The organism is Paenibacillus sp. FSL H8-0283 (assembly GCF_045040675.1).
GTDB lineage: Bacteria > Bacillota > Bacilli > Paenibacillales > Paenibacillaceae > Paenibacillus > Paenibacillus amylolyticus.
Map to the genome: position 1 here is coordinate 6,617,780 of NZ_CP150295.1, position 25,745 is coordinate 6,643,524.

The window sequence follows — 25,745 nt, forward strand, 5'->3', positions numbered from 1 at the left end:
CGACATATGTGTCTTCAGTCTAAACAATCAACGATACAACCTTACCTGCATTCACATCAATCAGGCCATAGTCCGTAATCTTCAGCGCGGGACTTACCGCAAGGGAGTGCGTGCTAATCGACATGATCGGATTGTAATGCACGTACCCAAGAGACAACATCGCTGCTCTCAGTTCCTTCACTTGATGGGATACCACTGCAAGTGGTTCCTCCGTCAAAATGCCACCTACGGGAAGTTCCAGATGGGACAACACCTTGCCGTCTTCCACCACACAGAACCCACCCTGGCTCGAAATCACTGTGTTAGCTGCCAATATCATATCTTCACGATTACGTCCTACAACCAGCAGGTTGTGATTATCATGTGAGTATGTCGTTGCAATAGCTCCACGCTTGATGGTGTCTCCGCCGATCAGACCGTGTGCACGATTGCCGTTCACACCATAACGTTCGAAGGTAGCAATCTGCGCATACCCACTTTCTTCCCATAACAACTCGCCATCCGCAGACTGAACCGGTGCAATATGTTCTTCCACAAAAGTAGAACCATCCTTCACCATCATGACACGGCATTGGTACTCACCTTCACCAGCGAGATCAACCCCTGATCCACTGACTTTTGGATCTGACAACTGAATTGCAAAATCTGTTACGCCCAGCTTCTCCAACTGTACACTCTTATAGAAGTGAGGTGAGAACTGCCCGGTTATTCGTTCCTGCTTATACGGTTCGTAATCGTCATAAGCTTTGCGGCCGTTTTTGTACACCTGATCAATAGAGAGATCATTCAAGTTGGATACCAACACATAATCGGCCACTTTGCCCGGGGCCACGCTGCCACGATCGGTCATTTTCATCCGGGAAGCAGGGGTAGATGTTGCGGCGTAGATCGCATCTTCCGGACGCATCCCCATCTGAATCGCTTTACGTACGATATGATTCAGATGACCATGCTCCACCAGTGAATCCGGCATCACATCATCCGTTACAAAGCAGAAATGCTGCGCCACATCATGTTGAATCAGGTACTCCATGACTTCCGGGGTCATTGATTTCTCCTGAATTTCAATAAACATACCTGCCGCAATCCGCGCCTGTAATCCCTCAATGCTCTGATGAGTATGATCGGAATCGATACCTGCGTAGATCAGTCGATGCAGATCAAGTCCAAGCAGTTTCGGTGTGTGACCTTCGATCACCAGATCGGGATAGTTTTTGCGAATATGCTGTAAAATCTGGTTTGTCTTGCACTCCGGATCACGAATGACATCGACATAGTTCATGATCTCGCCCAGACAGATGATCTCTCCAGTCGCGAGCAACACGTCCATATCTTCAATCTCAATCGAACCACCTGTTGTCTCCATCGGGGTTGCCGGAACGGAACTCGGGATCGCATAGAACATATCTACTGTCGTCTCCCGACTCACAGCCATCATCTCCTGCACACCCTCCAGCCCGAACACATTCGCCATCTCATGCGGTTCTGCGACAATGGACGTTACCCCGCAGCCAATCAGACCATGGGAGAAGGTTTCCGGTGTCACCATCGTACTTTCGATATGCAGATGGATATCGATCAAGCCAGGAATCATGTATCTTCCCCGCGCATCAATGACTTCGTCTGCCTGAATCATCTCAGGTCCACCGGGTCCAACATATAGGAATCTGCCGTCCAATACAGCGACGTTGTTCATTTCAAACCGTTTATAATAACTGTTATACACATGTACATTCACAATCAGTTGATCTGCACGCATGGGGCATAATCTCCTTTTTCACAAGCATTTCACCGAGATCCGGACTGAACAATGAACCTGCACTTTAATCAGATGCACTACACTTGATTGCGTACCACTGCCTCGTCCGGAATCACCGCATGAAATGCCTTCTTTGCTGCTCTTATTTCTTAATACTGTTCCTTACATTCACGACTACTCCACCAGCACAAGCTTGTCCTGTGGGAAGATCAGGCTAACACGTTGCCCGCTAAGGTATGGTGTTTCCATCTCCTGATTTGCTGTAAAGTCACCGAGTTCCGTCTCGATCACATACTGATAACTGCGTCCCAGATACGTGCTGACCTTGATAATCCCCGGCAAAGCATTCACCACATCCGCAGAAGTATCTCCACTAACGATCAGATCATCCGGGCGAATCGCACCTTTGCGTGCACCAGGACGTGCTGTTCCAGGATGTGCGGTTGCTGTAAATGTGCGTCCACCTGCGGTCAGTGTAATCACTTCACCTGCATCACTGCGCTCCGCGAATTCAATGAAATTATGGAACCCGATGAATCGTGCTACAAACTCCGTTGCCGGATATTTGAAAATCGTTTCCGGGCGGTCGAGCTGCTCGACCACGCCTTTGTTCATAATCGCTACCTGATCCGAGATCGAGAAACACTCTTCCTGGTCATGAGAGACATACAGCGTTGTGATGCCCAACTCTTGCTGAATACGGCGAATCTCCACCCGCATGTTAAGGCGCAGGTTGGCATCCAGGTTACTGAGTGGTTCGTCGAACAAGAGCAGGTCAGGCTCAATGACCAACGCACGAGCAATGGCTACACGCTGACGCTGTCCACCGGACAGTTCTTGTGGAAAACGTTTCTCAAATCCATTCAGGTTAACGACTTCCAAGATTCGCATCACACGGGAAGAAATATCCTTGTCTTTTACCTTACGCATCCGCAGGCCAAAGGCCACGTTGTCATAGACAGACAGATGCGGGAATAACGCATAACTCTGAAATACAAATCCGAAGTTCCGCTTGTTCGCCGGAACCTTCGTATAATCCTTGCCGCCGAACATAAACTTGCCCTGTGATGCTTCCAGAAATCCGGCGATGAGGCGCAGCGTAGTTGTTTTGCCGCAACCGCTCGGTCCGAGCAGGGAGAGCAGTTTACCTTTTTCCAGCTCCAACTGAAAATCCTTCAGGATTGTCTGCTTATCGTATGCCACGGATACGTGGTCTAATGTCAGCAATGCCATAGCGTTCTGCGCCTCCAATTAACGTTTAGTAAAGTATGAAAATCCGCCCATGATCCGTTCGATCACGAACATTAAGAGTCCGGTCAGTACCATCAATAGCACGGAAATCGCTGCAATCGTTGGGTCAAAATAATTCTCCACATACGTCAGCATCTGGATCGGTAATGTGCTTACCCCTGGTCCGGTCATGAACACCGAGATGTCCACGTTGTTGAAGGACTCCAGGAAGGCAATCAGCACGGCAGCGATAATTCCTGAGCGGATGTTAGGAAGCACGATCGTGAAGAACGTTCTTACCCGTCCCGCACCAAGACTCAGCGCAGCTTCTTCCACTGCAAAGTCAAAGCTCGACAGACTCGACGCGATAACCCGAATGATAAATGGAAGCATGATAATCGTATGACCAATCAACAATCCGAGATACATCGGCAGATGGTAGATTACGATCAGGTATTTCATTAATGTAAAACCAAGCACGATTCCCGGGATCAGTACCGGGGACAGGAACAGTGCGTTCAGCACGGACTTGCCTTTGAAATCGTAACGACTAAGTGCATACGCAGCCGGAACTCCGAGCACCAGTGCCAACAAGTTTCCCAGTAAGGAAATGATGATGGACGTCTGGAATGTGCGAAGGAAACCGCCTGTGTTGAAAATATTCTCATACCAGCGGAAGGAGAACCCTTCCGGCGGAAATTTGAGTACCGTTCCCGGTTCAAACGAAGTGACCGATATGATCAGAAGCGGGCCCAGCAGAAAGATAAAGACCAGCAGACTGAACAGGCCCAGCCCGATATGTTTCTCCCGCATATGTCTACCCCTTCGGATTTAAAGTTTTGGCCATTTTGTTCATGACACCAACCACGACAAATGTAATCACAATCATAATCGCGGCAACAACCGAGGCCAGATACCAGTCGTTGAGGGTCATGGCGTTTTGATACAGGAACGTAGCAATTACACGCTGTTTTCCTCCAAGGAGGGCAGGTGTGGTATATGCCGTCAGGCTTCCGACAAAGACAAGCACGGCTCCGATCACAAGTCCTGGCACAGCCAGTGGGAACACGACCCGGCGGAATGCCGTAATGCGCGATGCACCCAGACTTTGTGCTGCTTTGAGCAGGTCACCGTCAATGTTCTCCAGCACCCCCACCAGAGAGATAATCATCAGTGGCAGGAACAGATGCGTCAGACCAATCATCATCGCTGCTGGTGTATACAGAATATCCAGCGGCTTGTCCACGATACCCAGACCAACAAGGGTGTTATTGATCAACCCTTTGCGTCCAAGAATGATCATCCAGCTAAACGAGCGCACGACCGGGCTCGTCAGCAGTGGGAAGATCGCCAGTGCCAACAAAATGCCTTTGCGGCGCGGCGCTTTCTGCGAAATATAATAAGCTGTCGGGAATCCGAGCACCACACAGACGATGGTGGTGACCACGCTGACTTGCAGCGTCGTAAGCAATATTTTCAAAAAGTATGGGTCTCTGAAAAAATGCATGTATCCTTCAAACGTGAAGGAGTTTTCTTGGAAAAACGTCGATCCGATCGTCAGGACAATCGGAATGATCATAAATGCCGCCAAAAACACGAATCCCGGCAGCAATAGCCAGTAGATTACTGATTTCTTCATCGCGATACTCCTGACTTTTAAAATGGTTTTATTCACACGTTTCACTGGCGCACATTTCAAAAATAAACGTTCACTCATCGCACCAGCCGTTCCGGTTACGAATCGTTCTTACGATCGCTGTTATCCTTGGATTTTCTTGATCTCCTTCTTAATAGAAGGAAAAAATCCAAGGATAGCGTATGCCTTCCGAAGCAGCTTTCTTTCAGAAAGCTTTTAGGCGAACGCTTTGCTTCTTCAGAATCGATTTCGTCCCCTACACTACCAGCGAAATAGGTGGGTTGATTTTAGACTGAACTCCAATGCCGTGAAGTTCATAGCTACGCGTTTAACGCGTTGATAAACAGTTCAAGGAATGCTTCCGCATCTACGGTTTCGCAGACGAGGGTGTTGGGCTGCTCGCCTAAACGGTTTTGGAAGTCACATACCATCTGGCCATCGCACAGGCGGCTGGCGGTTTCGACATCGACATAATACGATTTACGTCCTACCAGTTCCGGGGCAAGGGCTACGCCCACGGCTAGTGGATCATGTAAAGCGCAAGCGCGGACGCCGTTCATTTGTTCGTAACGGTTGATGTAAATCTCCGTGCTTTGAGCAACGTATGCGCGCAGTGCAGGATCAGTGAGACGCTCAATCGTTGCTTCATTCAGCAATGTTTGACGCGTCACATCCAATCCGACTTGGGTAAGCTTCTCGATGCCTGCGTGCAGTACGATGCGTGCGGCCTCTGGATCAGCGTAGGTGTTGTACTCGGCGGTTGGTGTGATGTTGCCATGTCCACGAACTACGCCACCCATGAAGATGACTTCCTTCAATAAAGAAGGCAATTCAGGACACTTCATCAGCGCGAGTGCCAAGTTCGTTAAGGGTGCGGTCATGATTAATGTCAGTTCGCCCGGATATTGCTTGGCTTGTTCCACGATAAAGTCTGGCGCAAAACCTTCCTCGGCTTTCTTAGACACGGCCGGATCAGGCAGCGCACCGCCCAATCCGTCCTGTCCATGTACCCGGTGTTCATAATGCGACTTGCGAGTGAGCGGCCCAGCTGCTCCGGCAATGACCGGAATTTCAGGTGCACCCGCGAGTTCAAGAATTTTGCATGTATTCTCTGTTGCCTGCTGGAGTGATACGTTCCCACAGACTGTGGTGATGCCGAGGATGTCCAGCTTCCGGCTTTTAACTGCCAGCAAAATCGCCAGTGCATCGTCAATCCCCGTGTCCACGTCCAGAATGATGCGATTTTGCGCTTCACTCATCCGTTCTCAACTCCTATGCGGTGATATGGTTGCTTGCTGCAAATGATATAAGTTAAACATGTTGACCAAAGATAACTTTTAAGTCAGTCGGTTACTTGTTTATTGTGCAATCTCGCGGTTCCAGCGATCTGTCCAGCCTTTAACCTGTTGATTCACGAATTCCATATCCAGCTTGTTCAGCTTCTCAACAACTTCAGCGCCGTATGTTACGCCTTCTGCTTCTTCAGCAGTCAGTTCAACCTTTGCATTAACCGGGGAATCGACTTTAGCTTTGGCAGATTTTGCTTGTACATCCTGGCTAAGCTGCCAGTTGATGAACTCTTCAGCCAGCTCTTTGTTTTTGCTGCCCTTCACGACATTGATTGTGTTCATCACGGCATATGCACCTTCGCTAGGTGTAACAAACTTCGCATTAGGCACGGCTGCTTTCAGATCTTTGAAATACATTTCCATGATCGGTCCGCCAGCAATCTCTTCTTGGGAGAACATGTTCACAAATTCGGATGTTTGACTGTAGAATTTCACCACATTGCCGCTCAGTTTTTTCAGTTCAGCAAATGCCGCATCTTCATTAAACGTATCGTTTCCAGCTACACGGGAAGCTGCATCCACAACCATCGGGCCTGCTGTTGCCGTAATATTCGGAATGGTCAGGTTACCTTCGAACGCCGGGTCCCACAGGTCACTCCATGAAGTCACTTCTTTGGATACGAGATCCGGGTTATAAGCGATACCGAGCTGTCCAACCGTGTAGGCCGGGCCATAATCCTCACCAAGTGGTGCTTTGGCAATATCATAAATGTCATTTACATTTGGAATTTTGGAGCGGTCAATTTTCTCAAACAGACCTTCATCGATACCTTGTTGTGCATAGTAATCAGACAGGTAGATGACATCGACATTTGATGTACCTTGACGGATTTTGTTCAGACGTTCAGCATTATTGCCGACTTCGAGCACGATGTCTACATTATGTTCTTTTTCGAATGGACCAAATACTTCTTCATTGAAGAAATCTTCAGAGAAGCCCCAAGTGGAGATAACCAATTTGTTCGCTGCGGTTCCCCCACTACCTGATCCGCCTGTTGCATCATCCGTGCTGCTGCCACAACCTGCAAGTAATACCGATGTCATTGCCACTGCTGCCAAACCGCTAATCCACTTTTTCATCATGATCCTGATTCCCCCTGATATATGTGATGTGTATGAAAAAACAAAAAGAAAAGTGCTCTTGTATAAACAAGAACACTTTTCTTCGTAAACAAAGGAAAGCGACACCCGCTGCCGGTACATCATCGGTTTCTGCTTCAGAATCAATCCAAAGACAGACGCCATCATATGAAATTTGTACGGAACCTAATCCTGAATCCGGGCCATAACCTCTGCATACATCAACAAGAATCAATCCTGCCGATCCATCCTTAGGCCTGTTCCAGAATCACATTTGTGATTGCCCACTGAGTGGACGCATCATAATCCCGCAATATAGCTTCAATTGGCAAACCCATGTGTTGCTCGAGCTTCTCCCGGAATTTCTTCTTATATAAGACAGACATGCGGAAGTCCACTTCCAGCTTTAAGCCGGGGGCCTCCCCTTCCAGGGCGTCAGAGCGCGGTGAACGTCGGTGCTTCGCGTAGAAGGTCACAATATTCTGGTCAATGGTCACTCTCAGGAGAGTGGTGCCAAATCCGAACAGTTCCTTCGAGATTTCGTTATAATACTGGCACATCTTCTTCTTGCTCTCATTGCTGTCCAGTAGTTCCATGAACTCACCCACATCTCTTACTACCGTACATTCGACGTGTTAACACGATTGATTATACATAAATATACGATCATAGGCAACCCAAAAGATATAGTTAACATGAGAATAACACATAAAAGCGAACGATGAGACATTAACAACTAAAAACAATTCGTCTTAAACCGCAGTGAATTTACATTAATATGCCTGCATGTCATTCCTATACTATTGTTGCTTCTACAATCCGTTTTCATACACAGGATTCGAGGCTTTGTTTCAACTTTCCCTAAATGGGTACTAATTCCTGCGAAACATAGACAAACTTCGTCATTAACCGTTAAAATGAGACACAATGTTGACATGTTTTTATTTTCTAGAAATTGGAGGCTTATACCATGAAATGTCCAGTATGTAATCACGAAAATGGAGATGCCCATTTTTGCGAGAGGTGCGGCTCTAATCTAACGCAAACAACCTCATCACCAACTCCTGTACCGAACTCGGAATCTGCTGCTTCCGAACCCGAATATACCCGTTGGTCCAGCACGCAGGCTACCTCTTCGCAGGCATCCGTTCCATCCAACACACCATCCGTCTCCATTCACAAGGAACAGGCGAGAGAATCAACAGGTACCAATGACCATGCTTCTGCAGGAGACAATAGCTCCAATCAGTGGAATAATATTGTGCAGAATGAGAAAGTTCAGCAAGCCAAAGAAGTAAGCAAACAGTATCTATCCTATTTCCTCAGTGTATTGGCCCGTCCTTATCAGACGATGAAAACCGTTGGTGACCAGCATTCCCTAAACGGATGGCTAACGATGGCGCTAATTGCAGTTCTATCTTCTACATACTTCTTAATTACCTTTAGTCGCATAGGCATGGACGGCTTGTTCATTGGTGGATTTTTAAGACCGTTGTTGTTCACCGTCATTATCCTGATTGCCTCTATTGCACTGATGTACGCTATTCTGAAGATTGAAAAAATAACCTTCCGTCCCAAAACACTGGTTGCCCAGTTTGGTACATTGCTTGTTCCTGCTGTCGTATCCCTTGTTCTGGCGAATCTGTTTATTATCATCTCGTATTCCATCGCGATCTCATTACTTGCTGTCTCGTATATTATTATCTTTGTTGCGCTGAACGCGGTGCTGTTCCAATATCCACTGAATCGTACCCAAGCAGCCATCGACAGCATGTACAGCGTGCTGATCGCCAATGTGGTCGTATTCTTTATTCTGTATCGATTGTTGGGTGAGATTGTTATTGGGCTGATCCGCTTGATGCTTTCGCCGTTTGGACGTCTGTAAACTATATCAGTTGGAATAAAGCTGTTTACACTCGTTACTTCGATGACAGAACAACCTTCCGATCGCTGTTATCTCCAGATTTTTTTATTCACTTTTACAAAGGTGAAAATCTGGAGAAAAAGGCGAACGCTTCCGCTTCTTCAGGTTCTTTCTGTCCTCTACGTTTCGTGTAAATGGTTATTTCAATAAATATAAATCTTACTGACTCTTTGGATTTATATTAAGGCCTTCCTTGCTCATGCCGGGAAGGCCTTTTTTAGGTTTTCTATGGCAGCGTTGCGCCGAGCATGTATCATACACTATAATGTGTAGTGCAACATGTATGTTCTTATTTACGTAACAAACACGGAACTAGCAACTCCCGTTACGTAATGAGTGGATTCACCACTGCCACCAACACTACATTATGTAGTGTATTAATCACTCATTTTACAAAGAAAGCAGAGGAACTCTCTATGGACATGACTCATATGAATCATATGCAAATGGAGCACGAGGCAGGTACATCCTACCTGTGGCTCATCGTAGGTGTAATTGTATTGCTGTTCTCCATCGCCGCCTATATCTGGGCATCACGCACACAGGGCAAAATTCTGGGCCACATGAAAAAGAAAGAGCGGGCGGACATCCAAAAAAAAAGTCGATCCCTTCGGCTGGCTGCACATGTAATGATGGCTGTATCGATTATTACGTTTGGCCTGTTCTTCATGCAAGGAGCAGGTAAAACATATAATGTAGCCGATCTGGAGTCCAACGCGACAATCGACGTAACGGACGATAAATATTACGGGGCAGACCATACGGAGGACCCCATTCAGTATGAGATGACAATTCCAACATCGGGACCGCATAATCCGCATGATATCAAGTTTGGATTTTACACCGACTTCCCAGGCTATAATTATCTGGTACACAATCTGGAGCACGGGGACATCATCATCTATTATCGTGAGAACGCAAGCGAGGATTTGAAGGAACATCTGAAATACCTAGCCAAATTCCGCGAAGCCGGAGCAGGTATTCTGGCTGTACCCAACAAGGATATTCCCGAGGGCAGTGAAGTCGTGGTGACCGCATGGACCAAAACAATGAAGCTCGACCAATTCGACGATGCCAAAGTAGGTACTTTTATCAATAAATATATTAATCAGGGACCTGAAAAGATTCCTGCCTCTGTTCGCCAGGGCGGCGGAACGATGTAATGACGTAATCACTCAGTCATGTGAAGCCCCTCTATGTAGTGACAATGAGGTGTGTTCCAATGATGAGCATGGTCAATATAGGATTGAAACGAAACTAGCTCCCGGATCAAATTGACTCGGGAGCTAATTCTTTATGGACCGGATGCCGATATTTCAAGTAGAAAACTGTATATTTGATATACAATACATACGAACCAATGAAGAACGACAAGCACCAAGTAAAGAGACAAAGAGACGATTGATTTAACAGATCAAGGGGGAACACTTTTACCAATGAACAGTTTGTTTATGAGGATCTTTTTATTTTTTTCCTGTCTGATGCTGGCCGCGGGTGCGGTTCTTGGCATTACCATGTACCGTTCATCGGCCCAACTGGTCGAGCAATCCATGGGGATGCAAGCACAGGCTGTGGGTGAACGGGCAGCTGCATTAATTGACACCTCTCTGTATGCACCACTCAGTACCGGACAGGACGAGACAGCGTATTACGGCATATTGCGTGAGCAGCTTAGTCAGCTGCGCGAGGCCAATGGACTCAAGTATCTGTACACCCTTGGTACACGCGAAGAAAATGGAACAAATACATATTTCTACGTTGTGGATGGGGCTGCTGCCGATGTGGCAGAAGATGACTTCTCCCCTTACGGTTCCGCAGAAGAGACCCATTATGAAGGAATGCTGCAAGCTTTTGAACAGAATGAGCCTATTCGGGGTGAACTCACACAGGATGAATATGGCGCTACCATTACAGCATATGTGCCGATCCATGGGACTGACGGGAAAGTACTAGGATTGGTCGGTGCGGATCTGGACTCTACTGCAGTCTATGAACTGATGTCCCGCAACCGTATGACCATGATCTGGACAGCCTTGGCTATTGTTCTGCTGAGTGTCTTGCTGGTGTATGGATTCGCCCATTACTTGACCCGACCTTTGGTGAAGTTGAAGAAGTTAATTAGCCAGGTAGGAAAAGGCGATCTGACCGTCAACGTTGAACTTAGTCGCAAGGACGAGGTGGGACAGCTCGCTTCCGAGTTCAAACATCTGGTTACAGGTACCCGTGATGTCATGACGGGCATCCGTCAAAGCTCCGACTCTCTGCTACAAGCTGCTGAAGGAGTATCGAAACATTCACAGGCGACTGCTGAAGCCAGCCAGCGCATTGCCGAGCATACCAATCATACGGCCAGTGGAGCTGCTGAACAGGTGGCTCGTGCGGGTGAAGTTACGGTAGCCATGGAAGAGATCACACGCAGCATGCAGCACATTGCGAATTCTTCTTCTATGGTCGCCGATGTATCACAGGAAACGACCAATAATGCGGTGCAAGGTCAAGCCAACATCAACACGGCGATTGACAGCATGGACAAAATTCATCAAGCAAATGTACAGATGGTGGCCTCCACCTCTCAGCTGGAGCAGTACTCAGGTAAAATTGAGTCGGTAGCACATCTGATGAAAGGCATCGCTTCACAGACCAATCTGCTCGCACTTAATGCAAGTATTGAAGCGGCTCGTGCAGGAGAGTATGGCAGCGGGTTTGCCGTGGTTGCCTCAGAGGTTCGCAAGCTTGCGGGGGAATCAGAGCAATCTTCCCAGCATGTAACCGAACTGATCGCCGAGATGACACGCCAGACTGCCCTGTTGTCAGAACATATGTCTGCCAGCACATCAGCAGTCCAATCCGGTCTCGCTGTTGTTCAGGAGGCAGGCCGTTCATTCACATCCATTCATACCGGGATTGAGACGATGAATGAACGTCTGCACGAAGTATCCGCAGCATCCGAGCAGCTGTCTGCCAGTGCAGAAGAAGTATCCGCTTCCGTGGAGGATATGGAACATATCTCACGCGATTCCTCTTCAAGTATCCAGAAGGTGTCGCACGCTACCGGTAGCCAGCTGCAATCCATGGATGAGATGAGTGCATCCGCCGAATCTCTGCGGGTATTGTCCAGTGAGCTGAACGGATTGATTAGTCGATTTAAAATATAGCGGGTAGCTAGATTACTATATAGTTGGACTAAAGAATATTCACACTTGCCACTTCGATGACAGAACAACCTTCCGATCACTGTTATCAATCTATATAGATCAGCCTAAAACAAAAAGCCGCACGGCAGGGACGGGAACATGGGGGTCAATCCCATTTCCGGACACTGCCTGCGGCTTTATTTTTGTACCTTTAATGTTGGCAAGCCCTGAGTCTGCCTGAATTAGTAGCGCTGCGGAGCAGCTTTTTTACCCAAATCCGTCATATACGTAAAGAATGCTTCCGGATCGGTATCATACACCAGTTGTACTGGACGTCCGTCTGCTTGCTCCACTGTGCGACCTTGGCTAGGACCATCCGGGATGACAATACAGTTCACGGTTTTCTTCTTCACGATGTCCTCGCGTCCAACGGAAGCCGTTGTCAGCACATCCCACAGATAGTATGTGGAATTTGTCTCACTGTACACCAGTGGCGGACAACCTGCGTAACAGTTACCCAGGAAGTCAACGCCTTCGAAGCGACGCTCTGCTGCCCAGCGGTTACGAACGGCTGGAGTCAGAGGTACTTTATTCGTGCTTTCCAGTGCAACCAGATCGATCTGGATACCACTCTGCCATACACGGTAAGCCGCTTCCGGGTCCCAGAATACGTTCCACTCTGCTGTGCCATCATGCTCAGGCTCTTCTACGTTACCACGCTCGAATGTACCACCCATCCATACCAGCTTGTCGATTTTCTCTTCAATGTCTGGTGCTTCGTCCAGTGCACGCGCAAGGTCAGTCAGTGGGCCTGTGAACAGGAGCAGCGTTTTGCCTTCAGTATTGCGTACTTTCTCGATCAGATGCTGGTGTGCCGGAACAGCAGAAAGTGGCGCTTCCATTTTGCCGGATTCGTTCAGTACAGGAAGTGCATCTACATAGAAGGAATGCAGTCTCCACGCCGCAGGAAATGGATTTTTCCCTCTGGAGTTGGATTTGGATACCTCTACGGAATATGTACCGAAACGATCGATAATTTTACGGCTGGCATCTGTTGCTGGCTCCAGATATCCGTCTGCCGGAATAACCGATACGCCGGTTACATGTACATTGTCCATTTGCAGAAGCATGAACAGCGATACGAGGTCATCCACGCCGCCGTCATGGTTAAAATACACATTAAGTTGGTTCGTCATGCTTGCTTTCATCCTTCCCCTGGTTGTCCCATTGATGTTGATCATCCGTCTGCCCAAGGCCGACGCTCTCTCTATTATGTCCCATAAACCTTGGTTACGTAAACCTTCCCCATGCAAAGAAAACAAGGATCACGCCTCATCCTGCGGATATTTTACAGTTCCACCATTCCATCTCAGGAGGACAACTGGTATAGGTCATCAGCGTTCGGAAAACAAAGAAATGGACAGCAGGCTTGAAGCCCCGCCGTCCATCTCACCCATTCCATGCATTACATGGACTGGTTCTGTTTCTCTTCATTCTTCTCTGCAATCGGCACATACTTTCCTGGCCAGAAGGCCCATTTACCCAGCAATGCGGTGATCGCCGGTACCATGAACGGACGAACCAGGAAGGTATCCAACATCACACCAACGGCTGTGATTATACCAAACTGCACCAACACCTGAATTGGTAATGTAGCAAGAACCGCAAACGTTCCTGCCAAGATTAGACCTGCTGATGTAATAACAGAGCTTGTCTCGCCAACACCTTCTCTGATCGCTTGACGAAGCGGCATCGTTTTGCGTTTCTGCCAGATGCTAGAGATCATGAAGATGTTGTAGTCTTCACCCAGTGCCACGAGGAATACGAAGGAATACAGCGGAATCGCTCCCTGAATGGCATCTGCGCCAAGTCCGTAGTGAATGATGATCCAACCCAGACCCAGTGCAGAGAAATACGACAGAACAACCGTTGCAATCAGGTATGCTGTGGCTACGATTGAACGCAAGTACAACAGTAGTAACAATGTAATCATGCCGATGACCACCGGAATAATGATCTTGGCATCCCGTTCTCCAGTCACTTCAATGTCATACTGTTCAGCCGTCTGACCATCGATCCATACCTGACTGTCCACATTAGCTACACCAGCGTCTTGAAGCGCCTGTTCCGCAGTAGCTCGCAGATCTGGAATATGCTGCATTGCCTCCATGGAATATGGATTCAGATTAAATTCCACATCAAAGGCGGTAATGTTGGCATTCTCGGCACCCTGCTGAGCATCGCCTACTTTGCTAATGTAATCCAGCGATTCGAGCCGCTGCTTCAGATCAGTTTCTTTGGCTTCGGCATCAACGATCACTTTGACTGGAGCCAGCTCACCTTGGGAGAATTGTTCACCGATGACGGTGAAACCTTCGCGGGAAGGCACATCCTCCGGGAAGGAAGACAACAGATCATACGTGAATTTAACCTGAGTAGAGAATGCCGCCAGTCCTCCCAGCAATACCAACGTAATTGCAAGAACGGTCCATGGCTTTGTTACTACAACACGGCCAATCCAGCTTTCCTTCACTTTGCGCGGGGCAGGAGCCGGTTTGCCTTTTTTCTTCGCACGATCCACTTCCATCTCATGTGTACGTGGTACGAACGGATAGAATGAACCCCGACCGAAGATCGCCAGAAGCGCCGGAACCAGTGTCAGACTTGCAATAAACATGATAAAGATGGACAGACTGAATGGTACGGCAAAGCGATGATATGCACCGTATTCAGCCAGCAACAGTACCAGTAGTGCTGCAACGACCGTGAATCCACTCATGGCAATGGCGCCAGATGATCCGGTAATTGCCTGGAAAATGGCTTTCTTTTTGTCCGGCTCATGATAGAGAATCTGGCGGTATCTGGAGATCATGAACAGGCAGTAATCCGTTCCTGCTCCAAATAACAACACGGTCATGATCGAAATGGACTGTGCATCCACCGTAATCCAGCCCTGATCCGCCATGAATCCGAGAATGGGGCTTGTCACCATATACGCGAATCCAACGGCAATGATCGGGATAATCGCCAATACCGGCGAGCGGTAGATCAACAGCAACAGTACTAATACCAGTACAACCGTAGCGATCAGCAAGGATACATCGGCGGAGGAGAATAGCCCGCTCGCATCAATGGATATCCCTACTGGCCCTGTCACACGGGCAATCAGAGTATTGGTATCATCTATGGCTACATCGAACGGATTTGCCCCGAAGATGTCTTGTGTTTTTTGCTCAAGTGCTTCAATAGCTTCCTTCAATTGTTCTGAATCGGCACCTTCATTGAAGAAAAGTGGCATAACCAAAGTACTTCCGTCTTCCGAAAGCTGGCCTTTCAATGCCTGTGGTGGCAATTGATAGAGTGGCACAACGGACTGTTGTTGTTCTACCGGATCTTGATCCAGTCGCTCCGTTAATGCCTGAATGTTCTCAATCTGCTCATCCGTCAGACCGCCGGCTTGACGCCAAACGATCAGCGCGGGCAATCCTTCACCACCAGGGAATTCCTTCTCGGCAAGTGCAGCTGCCTGAACCGATGGTTTGGATTCACTCAGATCCTGTGCGTTATTGGTTTCACGATCACCTACAGCAGGCCATACCATGCCAAGCACAACGGCGATAATGATCCATACCAACAGCGTAATCCATTTACTTCGTTTGCCGGCAACCCAGCGGCCGTAACCCGAACCTTCCTGCATTGTCTCTTCATCTCCCTATTCTGTTTCTATGAAGCCCTAATATATATGATGGTGTAGTAATGAACCACGGGTCATAGTATAATCGAGTTAATTATATATACCGGAAGGTTAATTTTGCAATGCCTAATTTTGTGAACACTTCTAACAAGCAATTAAATACGTAAAGAGGTATGTACTTATGAGCAAAAAAACAAACATTCCCCGTTCACCGGGTAGACCCAAAACAACTGTGGATCAAGCATCTGTGCAATCCAACATATTGATGACAGCTTCACGATTGTTTATGGAATACGGGTATGAGCCCGTCTCTCTCCAGCAGATTGCTTCTTTATGCAATGTAACCAAAGCATCGATCTATTATCACTTCACCAGCAAAGCCGATCTGTTCACTGTTGCCATTACCCGCATGATGGCGATGGGCATGCAGCAGACTTCGCTCCGTCTGGATGAACCTGGTACGTTGCAAGAACGACTGGTTAAGGTTGCTGAAGCCAAGATGCAGCATTCCCATATTGAAACGGAGACCATGATGCGAGAAGCCGAGAAACATCTGGACACGGAGCAACTAGCTCAGATTCGGGAAGCAGAGGTTCACATATTCGAAGTACTAGCTACCCATTTTCAGAAGGAGATGGACAATGGTTATTTGCGGGTCGGGAACCCTATGCTGCTTGCCCATGCATTTACGTCACTGCTGATGCTCGCGAACCGCGAAGATGTACGCAACATGAATGGCGGCAGCATCGAGGAACTTGCGCAGGAACTGGTGGCGCTGTTTCTGGATGGAGCGGTTAAACGGAACTGAATCTAGCTCCAGATTCTAGCCAAAGCGGCAATACCCGGGTCAATGCGTTCCAGCTCTATTCCGACAAAACCGATAATGAACTCTCTTTTGCCGTCTGCTGGTCTGCTCCCGTTCGCCCACAAATATTCCGTTGAACTGATCTGTATCCCTGCCTCTATCGCTGCGGTTACCAATTCTGTGGCTGACTGTTTGGTTACCATTCGCAATACCAGATGGAATCCGGAATGTTGACCCCTTATTTCAACCCGATCTCCAAAATGCATCTGAATGGCCTGAACGATCAGGTCATGCTTTCGTTTGTAGACATTACGCATTTTACGGATATGCTTGCCCAGTTCTCCTTCACGCATGAACATCTCCAATGTTCGCTGATGGAGTCGGGAGGCTGATTGCTCGAATAGAACATTCTTATACATTTCGCGAAAATCATCCATTAATTCTCTCGGAAGCACCATGTAATGGATACAAAGAGCAGGTGCGAGCACCTGCGAGAAACCACCCATATAGATTACGCGACTTCTCTCGCGTAGCCCCTGCATTGATGGGATTGGTCTTCCATGATACCGGAACTCTCCATCGTAATCATCCTCGATAATGTATGCCTTTGTTCGTTCCGCCCATTCGAGCAACGCCAATCTGCGAGTGATCGGCATGGTCATACCTAGTGGAAATTGGTGAGAGGGTGACACACCCGCCAATTTTACCCCGGCCTGTTCCAGCTCCGTTAAGTTTATGCCATCAGGACCCAGAGAGATCGGGACAACCCGATAACCATAATTGCGGAATGTACCAGGTAACAGTCGGTATCCAGGATTCTCTACACCGATGGAATGCGTTGATTCTCCTTTGTGAAGAAGGGTCTGTGCTAATAGAGACATTAGCAGATGCTGTTCAGCACCCACAACAATCTGCTCTGGAGAACAGCTGACTCCCCTGAACTGCGCAAGATAGACAGCAATCTCACATCGTAGTCCCCATTCTCCCTGAGGGTCTCCATAGAACAACAACTCCTTCGCTTCTTCCCGCCAGATTCGATTAACATATTGGTGCCACTTGGCAATTGGAAACAGGCTGAAATCATTGCGTGACATATGAAAATCATATTGAACTGCTCGGGCAGGGCGTATTGCCTGATGGTCTGACCACGTCTTTTGGGCCACGGGAGCTTGTCCGGCTGTCTGTTTATCTGTTTGCCCAATCTGCATGGCATGATCGCTGTCCACCATGGCACGAACATGATAGCCACGACGTGGCTGACTGTATATATATCCTTCGGCGATCAATTGCTGATAGGCCCATTCCACCGGAGTAGTGCTTATTCCAAGCATCTCGGCAAGTTTTCGCACCGAAGGCAATCGGCTATGTTCAGCCCAATCCCCGTGAATGATTTCCCTTTTGATATGATCCGAGAGCTGTACATAGATTGGCGCACTATCGTTCTCGTCTAGCTTCGGTAATGTAATCATCATGATGCACCTCATCTGTCCTGCAAAATTAATTAAAACTGTATATTTGGAAGTATACAGTATTGGGATATACTCATGTCATCATCAATGTGTAACGCCAACTTTAAGAGGCAGGGCCATCTCGATCAGTCCCGCCTTGAACCTATAGGAGGAACAACTAATGTCACATTCAAAACCTTCCCCACGTATCCCACGTCTGCTAGAAACGTCGCGCATATATCTGCGTCCCTTCGAGATTACAGATGTGGATGCATACTTCCCCGGTCTGTTTGACGCCGAGATGCGTAGGCTGACGGGAACACAGAACAGTTTCACACGCGCTCAGGTCGAACGTTATGTTGAGAGCGCTGCACAAGATGACACCAGACTCATGCTACTTATTGCTTTACAGGAAAATGACCAGATCATCGGAGATGTCGTCCTGATGGACATGCATGCCAAGAATCGCAGTGCACATATCCGGGTTGCCATCGATCAGTCGGAACATCAAGGAAAAGGTTACGGTAGCGAGGCGTTGCTACTTATGCTGGACTACGGCTTCGGAATCTGTAACCTGCATCGAATCGAGCTTGAGGTGTACGCCTTCAACGAGCGAGCCATTCGCACGTATGAGAAGCTTGGATTCCAGCGCGAGGGTGTGAAGCGGGATGTCTTGTTCTACAATCATCAATACCATGATGCCATTCAGATGAGCATGCTTGAGGATGAGTTCAGGCAACGTGATATGAGAGATCAGCCAGGGAATGTTTAAGTTTTCGATCAACTAAAATCAAACTAAAAAACCGGGGGATCTAATAAACCTCCCCGGTTAGAAACTTCAGATGACCCGTCAGCACCGACAGCTCGGCGGGTGTCTCCATATACAATTCGCCGTCCGTGTCAGCTGACATCGGCGCATCCGTCTTCACTTTTAACGTAGATGCCTTGAAGTATGAAATACTCTCACTCTGAGGTTGCCATTCTCCCTCTGGCTTGTGCGACAGAATCTCTCGTAGCAGCGGAATGCCTGTCTCATGAATAATGAGCACGTCCAGTTCGCCATCCTGCAACGCATCCGGTGCAAAGGGTAATGCATTTGTTCCCAGAAAACGGCCATTGGCTGCATAGATCATCACCGCTTCGCCTTCCATCTCTTTCCCATCCGCCTCCAGTTGGTAACGAAACGGCTCTGTATGACTAATTGTCTGTAAAGTGCTGATAAAATAACTGAGCTTCCCCAGCGCGCCTTTCAGATTCTCGTTAATATTCTGCGATGCATCACTGATCAAGCCAATGCCAAAAAAGTTCGTGAACACCCGATCATTAGCTCGTCCAACATCAATAGATACCACCCGACCTGCCAGCATTTCTTGTGCCGCAATCTCTGCATCCGGTGAAATCCCGAGCGAACGCGCAAAGTCATTACAGGTGCCTCCAGGCAATATACCAATCAACGGAGGATGTTTCAGATCGGCCAGTCCATTCACGCATTCATGCACCGTGCCATCCCCACCCAGGATGAAGACCACATCGAATTGCTCCCCGCGTTCACGACACAGCATCTCTCCCTCACCCGGTTCATCCGTGCGTACAATGACGAGTTCATAAACAGCAGGAGCCAGCACACCAGCCACAAGGCCCACTGTATTCTCACGATTGGCCTTGCCCGAATGATGATGATGAATTAACAACGCTTTGTTAAACTCCATCCCTCTTCCTCCATTCCAATGCTTGTAAACCTTTACCCACAAAGGTTGAAGCCGTAAACAAGCCCTTCGCTAAGTACACATCATGATTCCAAATAGGTTTCCCAATCAGGTATGCATCCTAATCCTCATTCATTCGTAATAGCTATATAAGTTCAACTTAAGAATATTCACACATGCCACTCCGATGCCAGAATAACCTTCTGATCGCTGTTATCCCCAGATTTTTCTGATTTACTTTTACAAAGGTGAAAATCTGGTGATAAGCGTATGCTTCCGATGTAGCTTTCTTTCAGAAAGCTTTTAGGCCAACACTTCGCTTCTTCAGGTTATTTCTGTCCTCTACGTTCTCGTGTAAATGTATAGTTAAACTTAAATAGATAACCCTTTTATCTAACTAGCCAATTCCTTTTTTAACCAGATGTATGCATGGAAAAAAGGGTTTCTCGGCACCTTAATGTCATAAGGTTGCAAATTTTGCTGGTGAGAACCCATTCAAATTGAGTCAAAACGGTTATATCTATACCATATACGAATGGAGGGATTCCCTATGATTCCGGCAACGTTGGAACAATTGGAGCAAGTTCGCAAGGAATGCCGTACCATGGTTCGCAAAAGAGCTACCGCTTCTGCCGGTACAACACTCGTTCCGCTACCCGGTACAGACGTACTGGCTGATGTGGGGATGCTGATGCAGCTGTTGCCTGCCATTAACAATAAATTCGCATTATCACAAAAACAGTTGGACGGCATGGACCCCGAGACCAAATCCATGATCTATGGATTCGTGATGTCCATCGGAAGCAAAGTCATCGGTCGTATGATCACCAAGGAATTGGTGGTACAGGTTCTGAAAAGAGTCGGCGTACGCGTAGCCACCAAATCCGTCGCCAAATTTGTCCCCTTTGCAGGACAGGGATTGGCTGCCGCACTCAGCTTCACAGCCATGCGCTATGTGGGTAACAAACATGTGGATGACTGTTATGAGGTTGTCAAACGCATGATTGAGCAGCGCGAATTAATCCCGGATGAACCCGCTCCGTCTGCGCTGGAGGAAGCCAACAGCGACGACGTGAAGGCAGAAGTAAAGTCGGTCTCTAGCAATGACACTGATGAACCTGCGAACGATTCTAAGGATCAGTAAAATGCGGGTCATGCTATGCCCAAACTGAGGCTTACAAAGTATCTTATGACTAATCTGGATGTCCCACTCGGTGAGCTTATGCTCGTATGCTTGTATCTAGATTGATGTACAATGAATTCAAAATATAAATAAACGGGACAAAGCAGTGTAGTTACACCGCTTCGTCCCGTTTTTATTTTTGCACGCATGGCATATGTAAGACAATTATGACTAAGGTTTATTAGAATATTTTAACGAACTCAGCACACTCTAATAGGCACAATTCCACAATACCGGCGTTCTAACGAATCATAGACACTTTATTTCCGCATTCTGCAGTTTATTTTACCGCTTTGTGTTGCTTATCAGAGAAATAACATGTCTCAAGTTCGTTAGAATTGGGAGTGCTTGATAATCCTCCATATAAGGTGTCTACGATTCGTTAGCATGGACGAAGGATGAACCCTCATCCTGTCTGCACCTCACGCAAACAACTGAAAGGCTGATGAGCACCACAACCCAATTACTATGCCAACGTTCCTTCATATCTTATAGATCCATCGTATCCAAACGAATCCAATCTGCTCCACATTAGAATCGACTCCTCTGGATACACGACAAATAGCCGGGAGCACCCCTAAGAGTGCTCCCGGCTATTCTAGTTAGTTACAGTGTAATCAGATCGCCTGCGGTTGTTGCTCCGCAAACTGACTATTGTACAGATCGGCGTAGAAGCCCTGACTTGCCATCAATTCATCATGATTACCCTGTTCAATCACGTTACCATGATCCATAACCAGGATCAGATCAGCGCCGCGAATGGTAGACAAACGGTGTGCAATGACAAAGCTCGTGCGATCTTTCATCAGATCATTCATTGCTTTCTGGATAAATACTTCGGTCCGTGTATCCACGCTACTCGTCGCTTCATCCAGAATGAGGATGGCGGGGTTCGCCAGAATCGCTCTTGCAATGGTCAGCAATTGTTTCTGCCCTTGAGAGATGTTCGACGCCTCTTCATTCAGCACCGTATCATAACCATCAGGCAGTGTACGGATAAAGTGATCCGCATGTGCCGCAACGGCTGCCTTGATTACATCGTCTTCCGTAGAACCTTCTCGACCATAGGCGATGTTGTCCCGAATCGTTCCATTGAACAACCAGGTATCCTGAAGCACCATGCCGAACAGACTGCGCAGCTTACCACGCTCCATGTCCTTAATGTCTGAACCGTCAATCGTAATCCGACCATCCTGAATTTCGTAGAAACGCATTAACAGGTTGATCAGGGTGGTTTTACCGGCTCCCGTTGGTCCAACAATGGCTACCGTCTGTCCCGGTTTTACATCAATATTCATGTTATGAATGAGCAGTTCATTTTCTTTATATCCAAAATTAACACCTTGGAATGCAACCGCACCTTTAGGCTGCTGTAGTTGCACGGGTTGTTTGGACTCCGGAACTTCTTCCTCTTCATCCAACAACTCGAATACACGTTCCGCCGAAGCAATCGTCGATTGAATAATATTCGAGATATTTGCAATCTGGTTAATCGGTTGTGTAAATTGACGGGAATATTGTGTAAAGGCCAGAATATCCCCGATGGAGATAGAACCACGTGTAACGAAGATCCCACCGACCACACAGATCAGCACATAACCCAAGTTACCCACAAAACTCATGAGCGGCATAATAATACCGGAGATAAACTGGGCTTTCCAGCCAGATTCATACAGTTCTTCATTGACCTTCTCAAATTGCTGTACGGATTGTTCTTCGCGTCCAAATGCTTTGACGACCTTGTGTCCCGTGTACATCTCTTCGACATGACCATTCAGTTCCCCAAGGGATTTCTGTTGACCCGCAAAGTGTTTTTGCGAACGAGATGCAACCAGCATGACAACAACTACACTGAGTGGCAACGTCAAAATCGTGATCAGCGTCATCCATGGACTAATCGTCAGCATCATGATAATTACGCCGACAATTGTGACGATGGACGTAATGAACTGTGCCAAACTTTGCTGAAGTGTATTACTGATATTGTCCACGTCATTCGTGGCACGGCTAAGTGTCTCCCCAGTTGTGCGGGAGTCAAAATATTTCAAAGGAAGACGTCCAACCTTCGCACTGATCTGCTCACGCATGTCATACACAACACGTTGGGCCACACCGGCCATCAGGTATTGCTGAACATACATAAATGCAGCACTGAACAGATAGAGTCCGCCAAGCAGGTATAACACTTTCATCAATGCAGGAAAATCAATCCCGGCTCCCTGTACACCCTGGAGGATGGCAATGGCGCCTTTACTGAGGATATCCGTTCCTTCTGCCATAACTTTTGGACTGATGATGCTGAATACGGTACTCAAAATGGCTGCAACCAGCACACCTAACAGACGAGAACTATGGGGCTGGAGATAACGAATCAAGCGCCGCAGTGTGCCTTTAAAATCTTTTGCTTTCTCAGCGGGAGGTCGCATGCCCATTCCGGGACCTGGACCTGGACCACCATGGGGACGAGGCGACTTGCGTTCTGTACGTTCACTCATGCGATCTCCTCCTCTGTCAGCTGGGAGGATACAATCTCACGATACACTTCATTGTGCTCCAGCAGCTCTTTATGTGTTCCTGAACCGACAATTCGGCCCTCATCCATAACCAGAATGCGATCTGCATCCATTACTGTACTTACGCGTTGCGCAACAATCAGCACAGCTGCTTCTGTCGTTTCGGACTTCAGCGCAGCACGAAGTTTAGCATCCGTTTTGAAATCGAGAGCAGAGAAACTGTCATCAAAGATATAAACTTCCGGACGGCGAACAAGTGCGCGAGCGATGGACAGACGTTGCTTTTGTCCACCAGATACGTTGTTACCACCTTGTGCGATAAGGCTGTCATATCCCTCTTTCATCTCGGTAATGAAGTTCTCCGCCTGAGCCGTGCGGGCCGCATGAACAACTTCATCCATTGTGGCATCGTCTTTCCCGTGACGAATATTCTCTGTAATCGTACCCGTAAAGAGGACCGCTTTTTGTGGTACAAAGCCAATTTTGGCACGCAGATCTTCCTGCCGAATTTCACGCACATCCGTACCATTGACCCGAACACTGCCTTCCGTCACATCATAAAATCGTGGAATAAGGCTGAGCAATGTCGATTTCCCAGAACCCGTACCGCCAATGATGGCTGTTGTCTCTCCTGAGCGAGCTGTGAAGGAGATATCGGACAAAGCTGGATTCTCTGCGCCCGGATAACGGAAAGTTACATTGTCAAACTCAATCATACCCTGCATGGATTTCATACCACGAGGCTGCTCGGGGTTGCTAAGATCCGGCTGCATATCAAGCACTTCGTTAATCCGTTCTGCCGATGCTGAAGCTCTTGGAATCATGACAAAGATCATCGAAACCATAATAAGTGAGAACATGATCTGCATTGCATATTGGATGAAGGCAATCAATGCACCGATGTTCATATTACCAGTGTCGATCCGCATTCCACCAAAATAAAGGATGGCAATCATCGAAAAGTTCATAACCAGCATCATCACAGGCATGATGGTCGCCATGAGCACATTAACTTTGATCGATGAATCTCTCAGTTCTGTATTAGCCCCGTTAAAGCGCACTTTCTCATGCTGCCCACGGTTAAAGGAACGAACAACCCGAATCCCTGTTAACTGCTCACGCAGCACCAGATTGAGTCGGTCCAGCTTTTTCTGAATGGTTTTGAACAAAGGTAAACCCTTGGCACCAATCAGCGCAATGGCTCCACCCAGTACCGGAAGCACGACCAGGAAAATCGTAGATAATTTGGCGTCCTGAGATACCGCCATGAAGATACCCCCGATACACATGAGCGGAGCCATAATCATCATGCGCAGCATCATTGTAAGTACATTCTGTACCTGTGTGATGTCATTCGTCGTACGCGTAATCAGTGAAGCAGTCCCCATCTTATCGAACTCCTGGAGCGAGAAATTCTCCACATGGCGGAATACTCTGCTACGCAGTTGTTTGGCAAATCCACCCGCTGTTCGAGATGAGAGATAACTGGCAATCACCGAACACGCTGTTCCGCCAATCGCGATGACCAACATCCATCCACCAATCTGCCAGATATACGGAATATCTCCTTTAATGATGCCGTCATTCACAATATCTGCCATTAGCGTAGGCAGGTACAATTCAGCAAGCGACTGAAACAGTACCAAAATCAGAATGAAAATAATCGGAATTTGGTATGGCTTCAGCATGCGAAACAGTTTCATCATGGCGTATCATCTCCTCTTGTCGAATCATCCTTTTGCAAGGAAGTTAATGTATCAAAAAAGGTGTATACCTTGGTCAACAACTCAGCCAGCTGAGTACTATCTTGCTCACCCAAATGCTCAACTAACTTATTGAATATTTCCATGCGTTCTTGGTGAGCAGCCCGAATAATTTCACGACCTGCTTCAGTAATCGTGATGCGGACAGCACGGCGATCCTCCGGGTCCATCGTCCGTTTGACCAGCCCCTCATCTTCAAGGCCACGAATAACAGGTGTAATGGTCGGTGACTTCACTCGTAGCAATGCGCTGATTTCCGAGACTTTCATCCCGGGATGATTGGATTCGATTGTGTCATTGAAATCAGGCGGATTGTCCTGCCAGTTCAATTGTTCTCCCGGATGCATCCCGTGGAGTAAACAACCCAGCACCATAATTTCATTGTGATTGCGCCCATGAGGTTTATGTTGCCTCCATTTGCCTTTATTAAACTGCATAATGGAGTACAAAAGCTTCTGAGCGACCGGATCTATACCAGTCATAATGGGTCCCTCCTTCTTTCTTTATCATTCCATAGACAT

The 25,745-nt window shown here is 47.6% G+C and carries 20 protein-coding genes; 6 read left to right on the plus strand and 14 right to left on the minus strand.

What is annotated here, in order from left to right:
• Window positions 1-19: 19 nt before the first annotated feature.
• The 7 genes from MHI52_RS29070 to MHI52_RS29100 all read right to left on the minus strand — a co-directional run bounded on the left by MHI52_RS29070 (window position 20) and on the right by MHI52_RS29100 (window position 7,650).
• On the minus strand, window positions 20-1,759 hold the full coding sequence (locus tag MHI52_RS29070; RefSeq protein ID WP_405158093.1) for an adenine deaminase C-terminal domain-containing protein: 1,740 nt from the start codon (window positions 1,757-1,759) through the stop codon (window positions 20-22).
• Window positions 1,760-1,933: 174 nt separating this feature from the next.
• Complete coding sequence (locus MHI52_RS29075; RefSeq protein ID WP_047840797.1) at window positions 1,934-2,992, minus strand: ABC transporter ATP-binding protein; 1,059 nt, start codon at window positions 2,990-2,992, stop codon at window positions 1,934-1,936.
• Window positions 2,993-3,010: 18 nt separating this feature from the next.
• The gene (locus MHI52_RS29080; protein ID WP_017691790.1) at window positions 3,011-3,802 is read right to left on the minus strand and encodes an ABC transporter permease; all 792 of its coding nucleotides are present in this window, start codon (window positions 3,800-3,802) and stop codon (window positions 3,011-3,013) included.
• A gap of 4 nt (window positions 3,803-3,806) precedes the next feature.
• On the minus strand, window positions 3,807-4,628 hold the full coding sequence (locus MHI52_RS29085; protein WP_036612869.1) for an ABC transporter permease: 822 nt from the start codon (window positions 4,626-4,628) through the stop codon (window positions 3,807-3,809).
• 317 nt (window positions 4,629-4,945) lie between these two features.
• Window positions 4,946-5,884, minus strand: a complete 939-nt coding sequence (locus tag MHI52_RS29090; protein WP_282320004.1) for a nucleoside hydrolase — start codon at window positions 5,882-5,884, stop codon at window positions 4,946-4,948.
• A 99-nt stretch (window positions 5,885-5,983) separates the two neighbouring features.
• Window positions 5,984-7,054 (minus strand): PotD/PotF family extracellular solute-binding protein, encoded by a 1,071-nt coding sequence (locus MHI52_RS29095; protein WP_405159431.1) that lies wholly within the window; start codon window positions 7,052-7,054, stop codon window positions 5,984-5,986.
• 251 nt (window positions 7,055-7,305) lie between these two features.
• Window positions 7,306-7,650: a Na-translocating system protein MpsC family protein gene (locus tag MHI52_RS29100; protein WP_017691786.1), complete on the minus strand. Its 345-nt coding sequence runs from the start codon at window positions 7,648-7,650 to the stop codon at window positions 7,306-7,308.
• Window positions 7,651-8,024: 374 nt separating this feature from the next.
• On the opposite strand from MHI52_RS29100, the gene MHI52_RS29105 reads away from it, so the two are divergent.
• The 3 genes from MHI52_RS29105 (at window position 8,025) to MHI52_RS29115 (ending at window position 12,133) form a co-directional block, all read left to right on the plus strand.
• Window positions 8,025-8,939, plus strand: coding sequence for a hypothetical protein (locus tag MHI52_RS29105; RefSeq protein WP_253503917.1), 915 nt, complete (start codon window positions 8,025-8,027; stop codon window positions 8,937-8,939).
• A gap of 470 nt (window positions 8,940-9,409) precedes the next feature.
• Window positions 9,410-10,141 (plus strand): DUF3105 domain-containing protein, encoded by a 732-nt coding sequence (locus MHI52_RS29110; RefSeq protein WP_253503919.1) that lies wholly within the window; start codon window positions 9,410-9,412, stop codon window positions 10,139-10,141.
• Window positions 10,142-10,414: 273 nt separating this feature from the next.
• Window positions 10,415-12,133 (plus strand): methyl-accepting chemotaxis protein, encoded by a 1,719-nt coding sequence (locus tag MHI52_RS29115; RefSeq protein WP_405158094.1) that lies wholly within the window; start codon window positions 10,415-10,417, stop codon window positions 12,131-12,133.
• A 221-nt stretch (window positions 12,134-12,354) separates the two neighbouring features.
• On the opposite strand, the gene MHI52_RS29120 is transcribed toward MHI52_RS29115, so the two are convergent.
• Both MHI52_RS29120 and MHI52_RS29125 read right to left on the minus strand, forming a co-directional pair.
• Window positions 12,355-13,308 (minus strand): nucleoside hydrolase, encoded by a 954-nt coding sequence (locus tag MHI52_RS29120; RefSeq protein ID WP_017691781.1) that lies wholly within the window; start codon window positions 13,306-13,308, stop codon window positions 12,355-12,357.
• 269 nt (window positions 13,309-13,577) lie between these two features.
• Window positions 13,578-15,809 carry an MMPL family transporter gene (locus tag MHI52_RS29125; protein ID WP_405158095.1) on the minus strand — a complete coding sequence of 744 codons (2,232 nt, stop codon included), beginning with the start codon at window positions 15,807-15,809 and terminating at the stop codon, window positions 13,578-13,580.
• A 178-nt stretch (window positions 15,810-15,987) separates the two neighbouring features.
• On the opposite strand from MHI52_RS29125, the gene MHI52_RS29130 reads away from it, so the two are divergent.
• Window positions 15,988-16,614 carry a TetR/AcrR family transcriptional regulator gene (locus MHI52_RS29130; RefSeq protein ID WP_340984015.1) on the plus strand — a complete coding sequence of 209 codons (627 nt, stop codon included), beginning with the start codon at window positions 15,988-15,990 and terminating at the stop codon, window positions 16,612-16,614.
• Window positions 16,615-16,616: 2 nt separating this feature from the next.
• On the opposite strand, the gene MHI52_RS29135 is transcribed toward MHI52_RS29130, so the two are convergent.
• The gene (locus tag MHI52_RS29135; protein WP_405158096.1) at window positions 16,617-18,083 is read right to left on the minus strand and encodes a PLP-dependent aminotransferase family protein; all 1,467 of its coding nucleotides are present in this window, start codon (window positions 18,081-18,083) and stop codon (window positions 16,617-16,619) included.
• Window positions 18,084-18,240: 157 nt separating this feature from the next.
• On the opposite strand from MHI52_RS29135, the gene MHI52_RS29140 reads away from it, so the two are divergent.
• Window positions 18,241-18,831: a GNAT family N-acetyltransferase gene (locus MHI52_RS29140; RefSeq protein ID WP_036612892.1), complete on the plus strand. Its 591-nt coding sequence runs from the start codon at window positions 18,241-18,243 to the stop codon at window positions 18,829-18,831.
• 40 nt (window positions 18,832-18,871) lie between these two features.
• Here MHI52_RS29140 and MHI52_RS29145 read toward each other — a convergent pair whose 3' ends face one another.
• On the minus strand, window positions 18,872-19,768 hold the full coding sequence (locus MHI52_RS29145) for a diacylglycerol/lipid kinase family protein (RefSeq protein WP_405158097.1): 897 nt from the start codon (window positions 19,766-19,768) through the stop codon (window positions 18,872-18,874).
• A 547-nt stretch (window positions 19,769-20,315) separates the two neighbouring features.
• On the opposite strand from MHI52_RS29145, the gene MHI52_RS29150 reads away from it, so the two are divergent.
• On the plus strand, window positions 20,316-20,909 hold the full coding sequence (locus MHI52_RS29150) for a hypothetical protein (RefSeq protein WP_405158098.1): 594 nt from the start codon (window positions 20,316-20,318) through the stop codon (window positions 20,907-20,909).
• Window positions 20,910-21,565: 656 nt separating this feature from the next.
• On the opposite strand, the gene MHI52_RS29155 is transcribed toward MHI52_RS29150, so the two are convergent.
• Genes MHI52_RS29155 through MHI52_RS29165 form a run of 3 tightly spaced genes read right to left on the minus strand, consistent with a single transcriptional unit; the run spans window position 21,566 to window position 25,706 of the window.
• Window positions 21,566-23,443 (minus strand): ABC transporter ATP-binding protein, encoded by a 1,878-nt coding sequence (locus MHI52_RS29155; protein ID WP_253503938.1) that lies wholly within the window; start codon window positions 23,441-23,443, stop codon window positions 21,566-21,568.
• Entirely contained in the window at window positions 23,440-25,167 is a 1,728-nt protein-coding gene (locus MHI52_RS29160; protein WP_405158099.1) for an ABC transporter ATP-binding protein, read from the minus strand. Before MHI52_RS29160 ends, MHI52_RS29155 begins: the two co-directional genes overlap by 4 nt.
• Window positions 25,164-25,706, minus strand: a complete 543-nt coding sequence (locus tag MHI52_RS29165) for a MarR family winged helix-turn-helix transcriptional regulator (RefSeq protein ID WP_074092645.1) — start codon at window positions 25,704-25,706, stop codon at window positions 25,164-25,166. The genes MHI52_RS29160 and MHI52_RS29165 overlap by 4 nt, the downstream gene beginning before the upstream one ends.
• Window positions 25,707-25,745 lie beyond the last annotated feature (39 nt).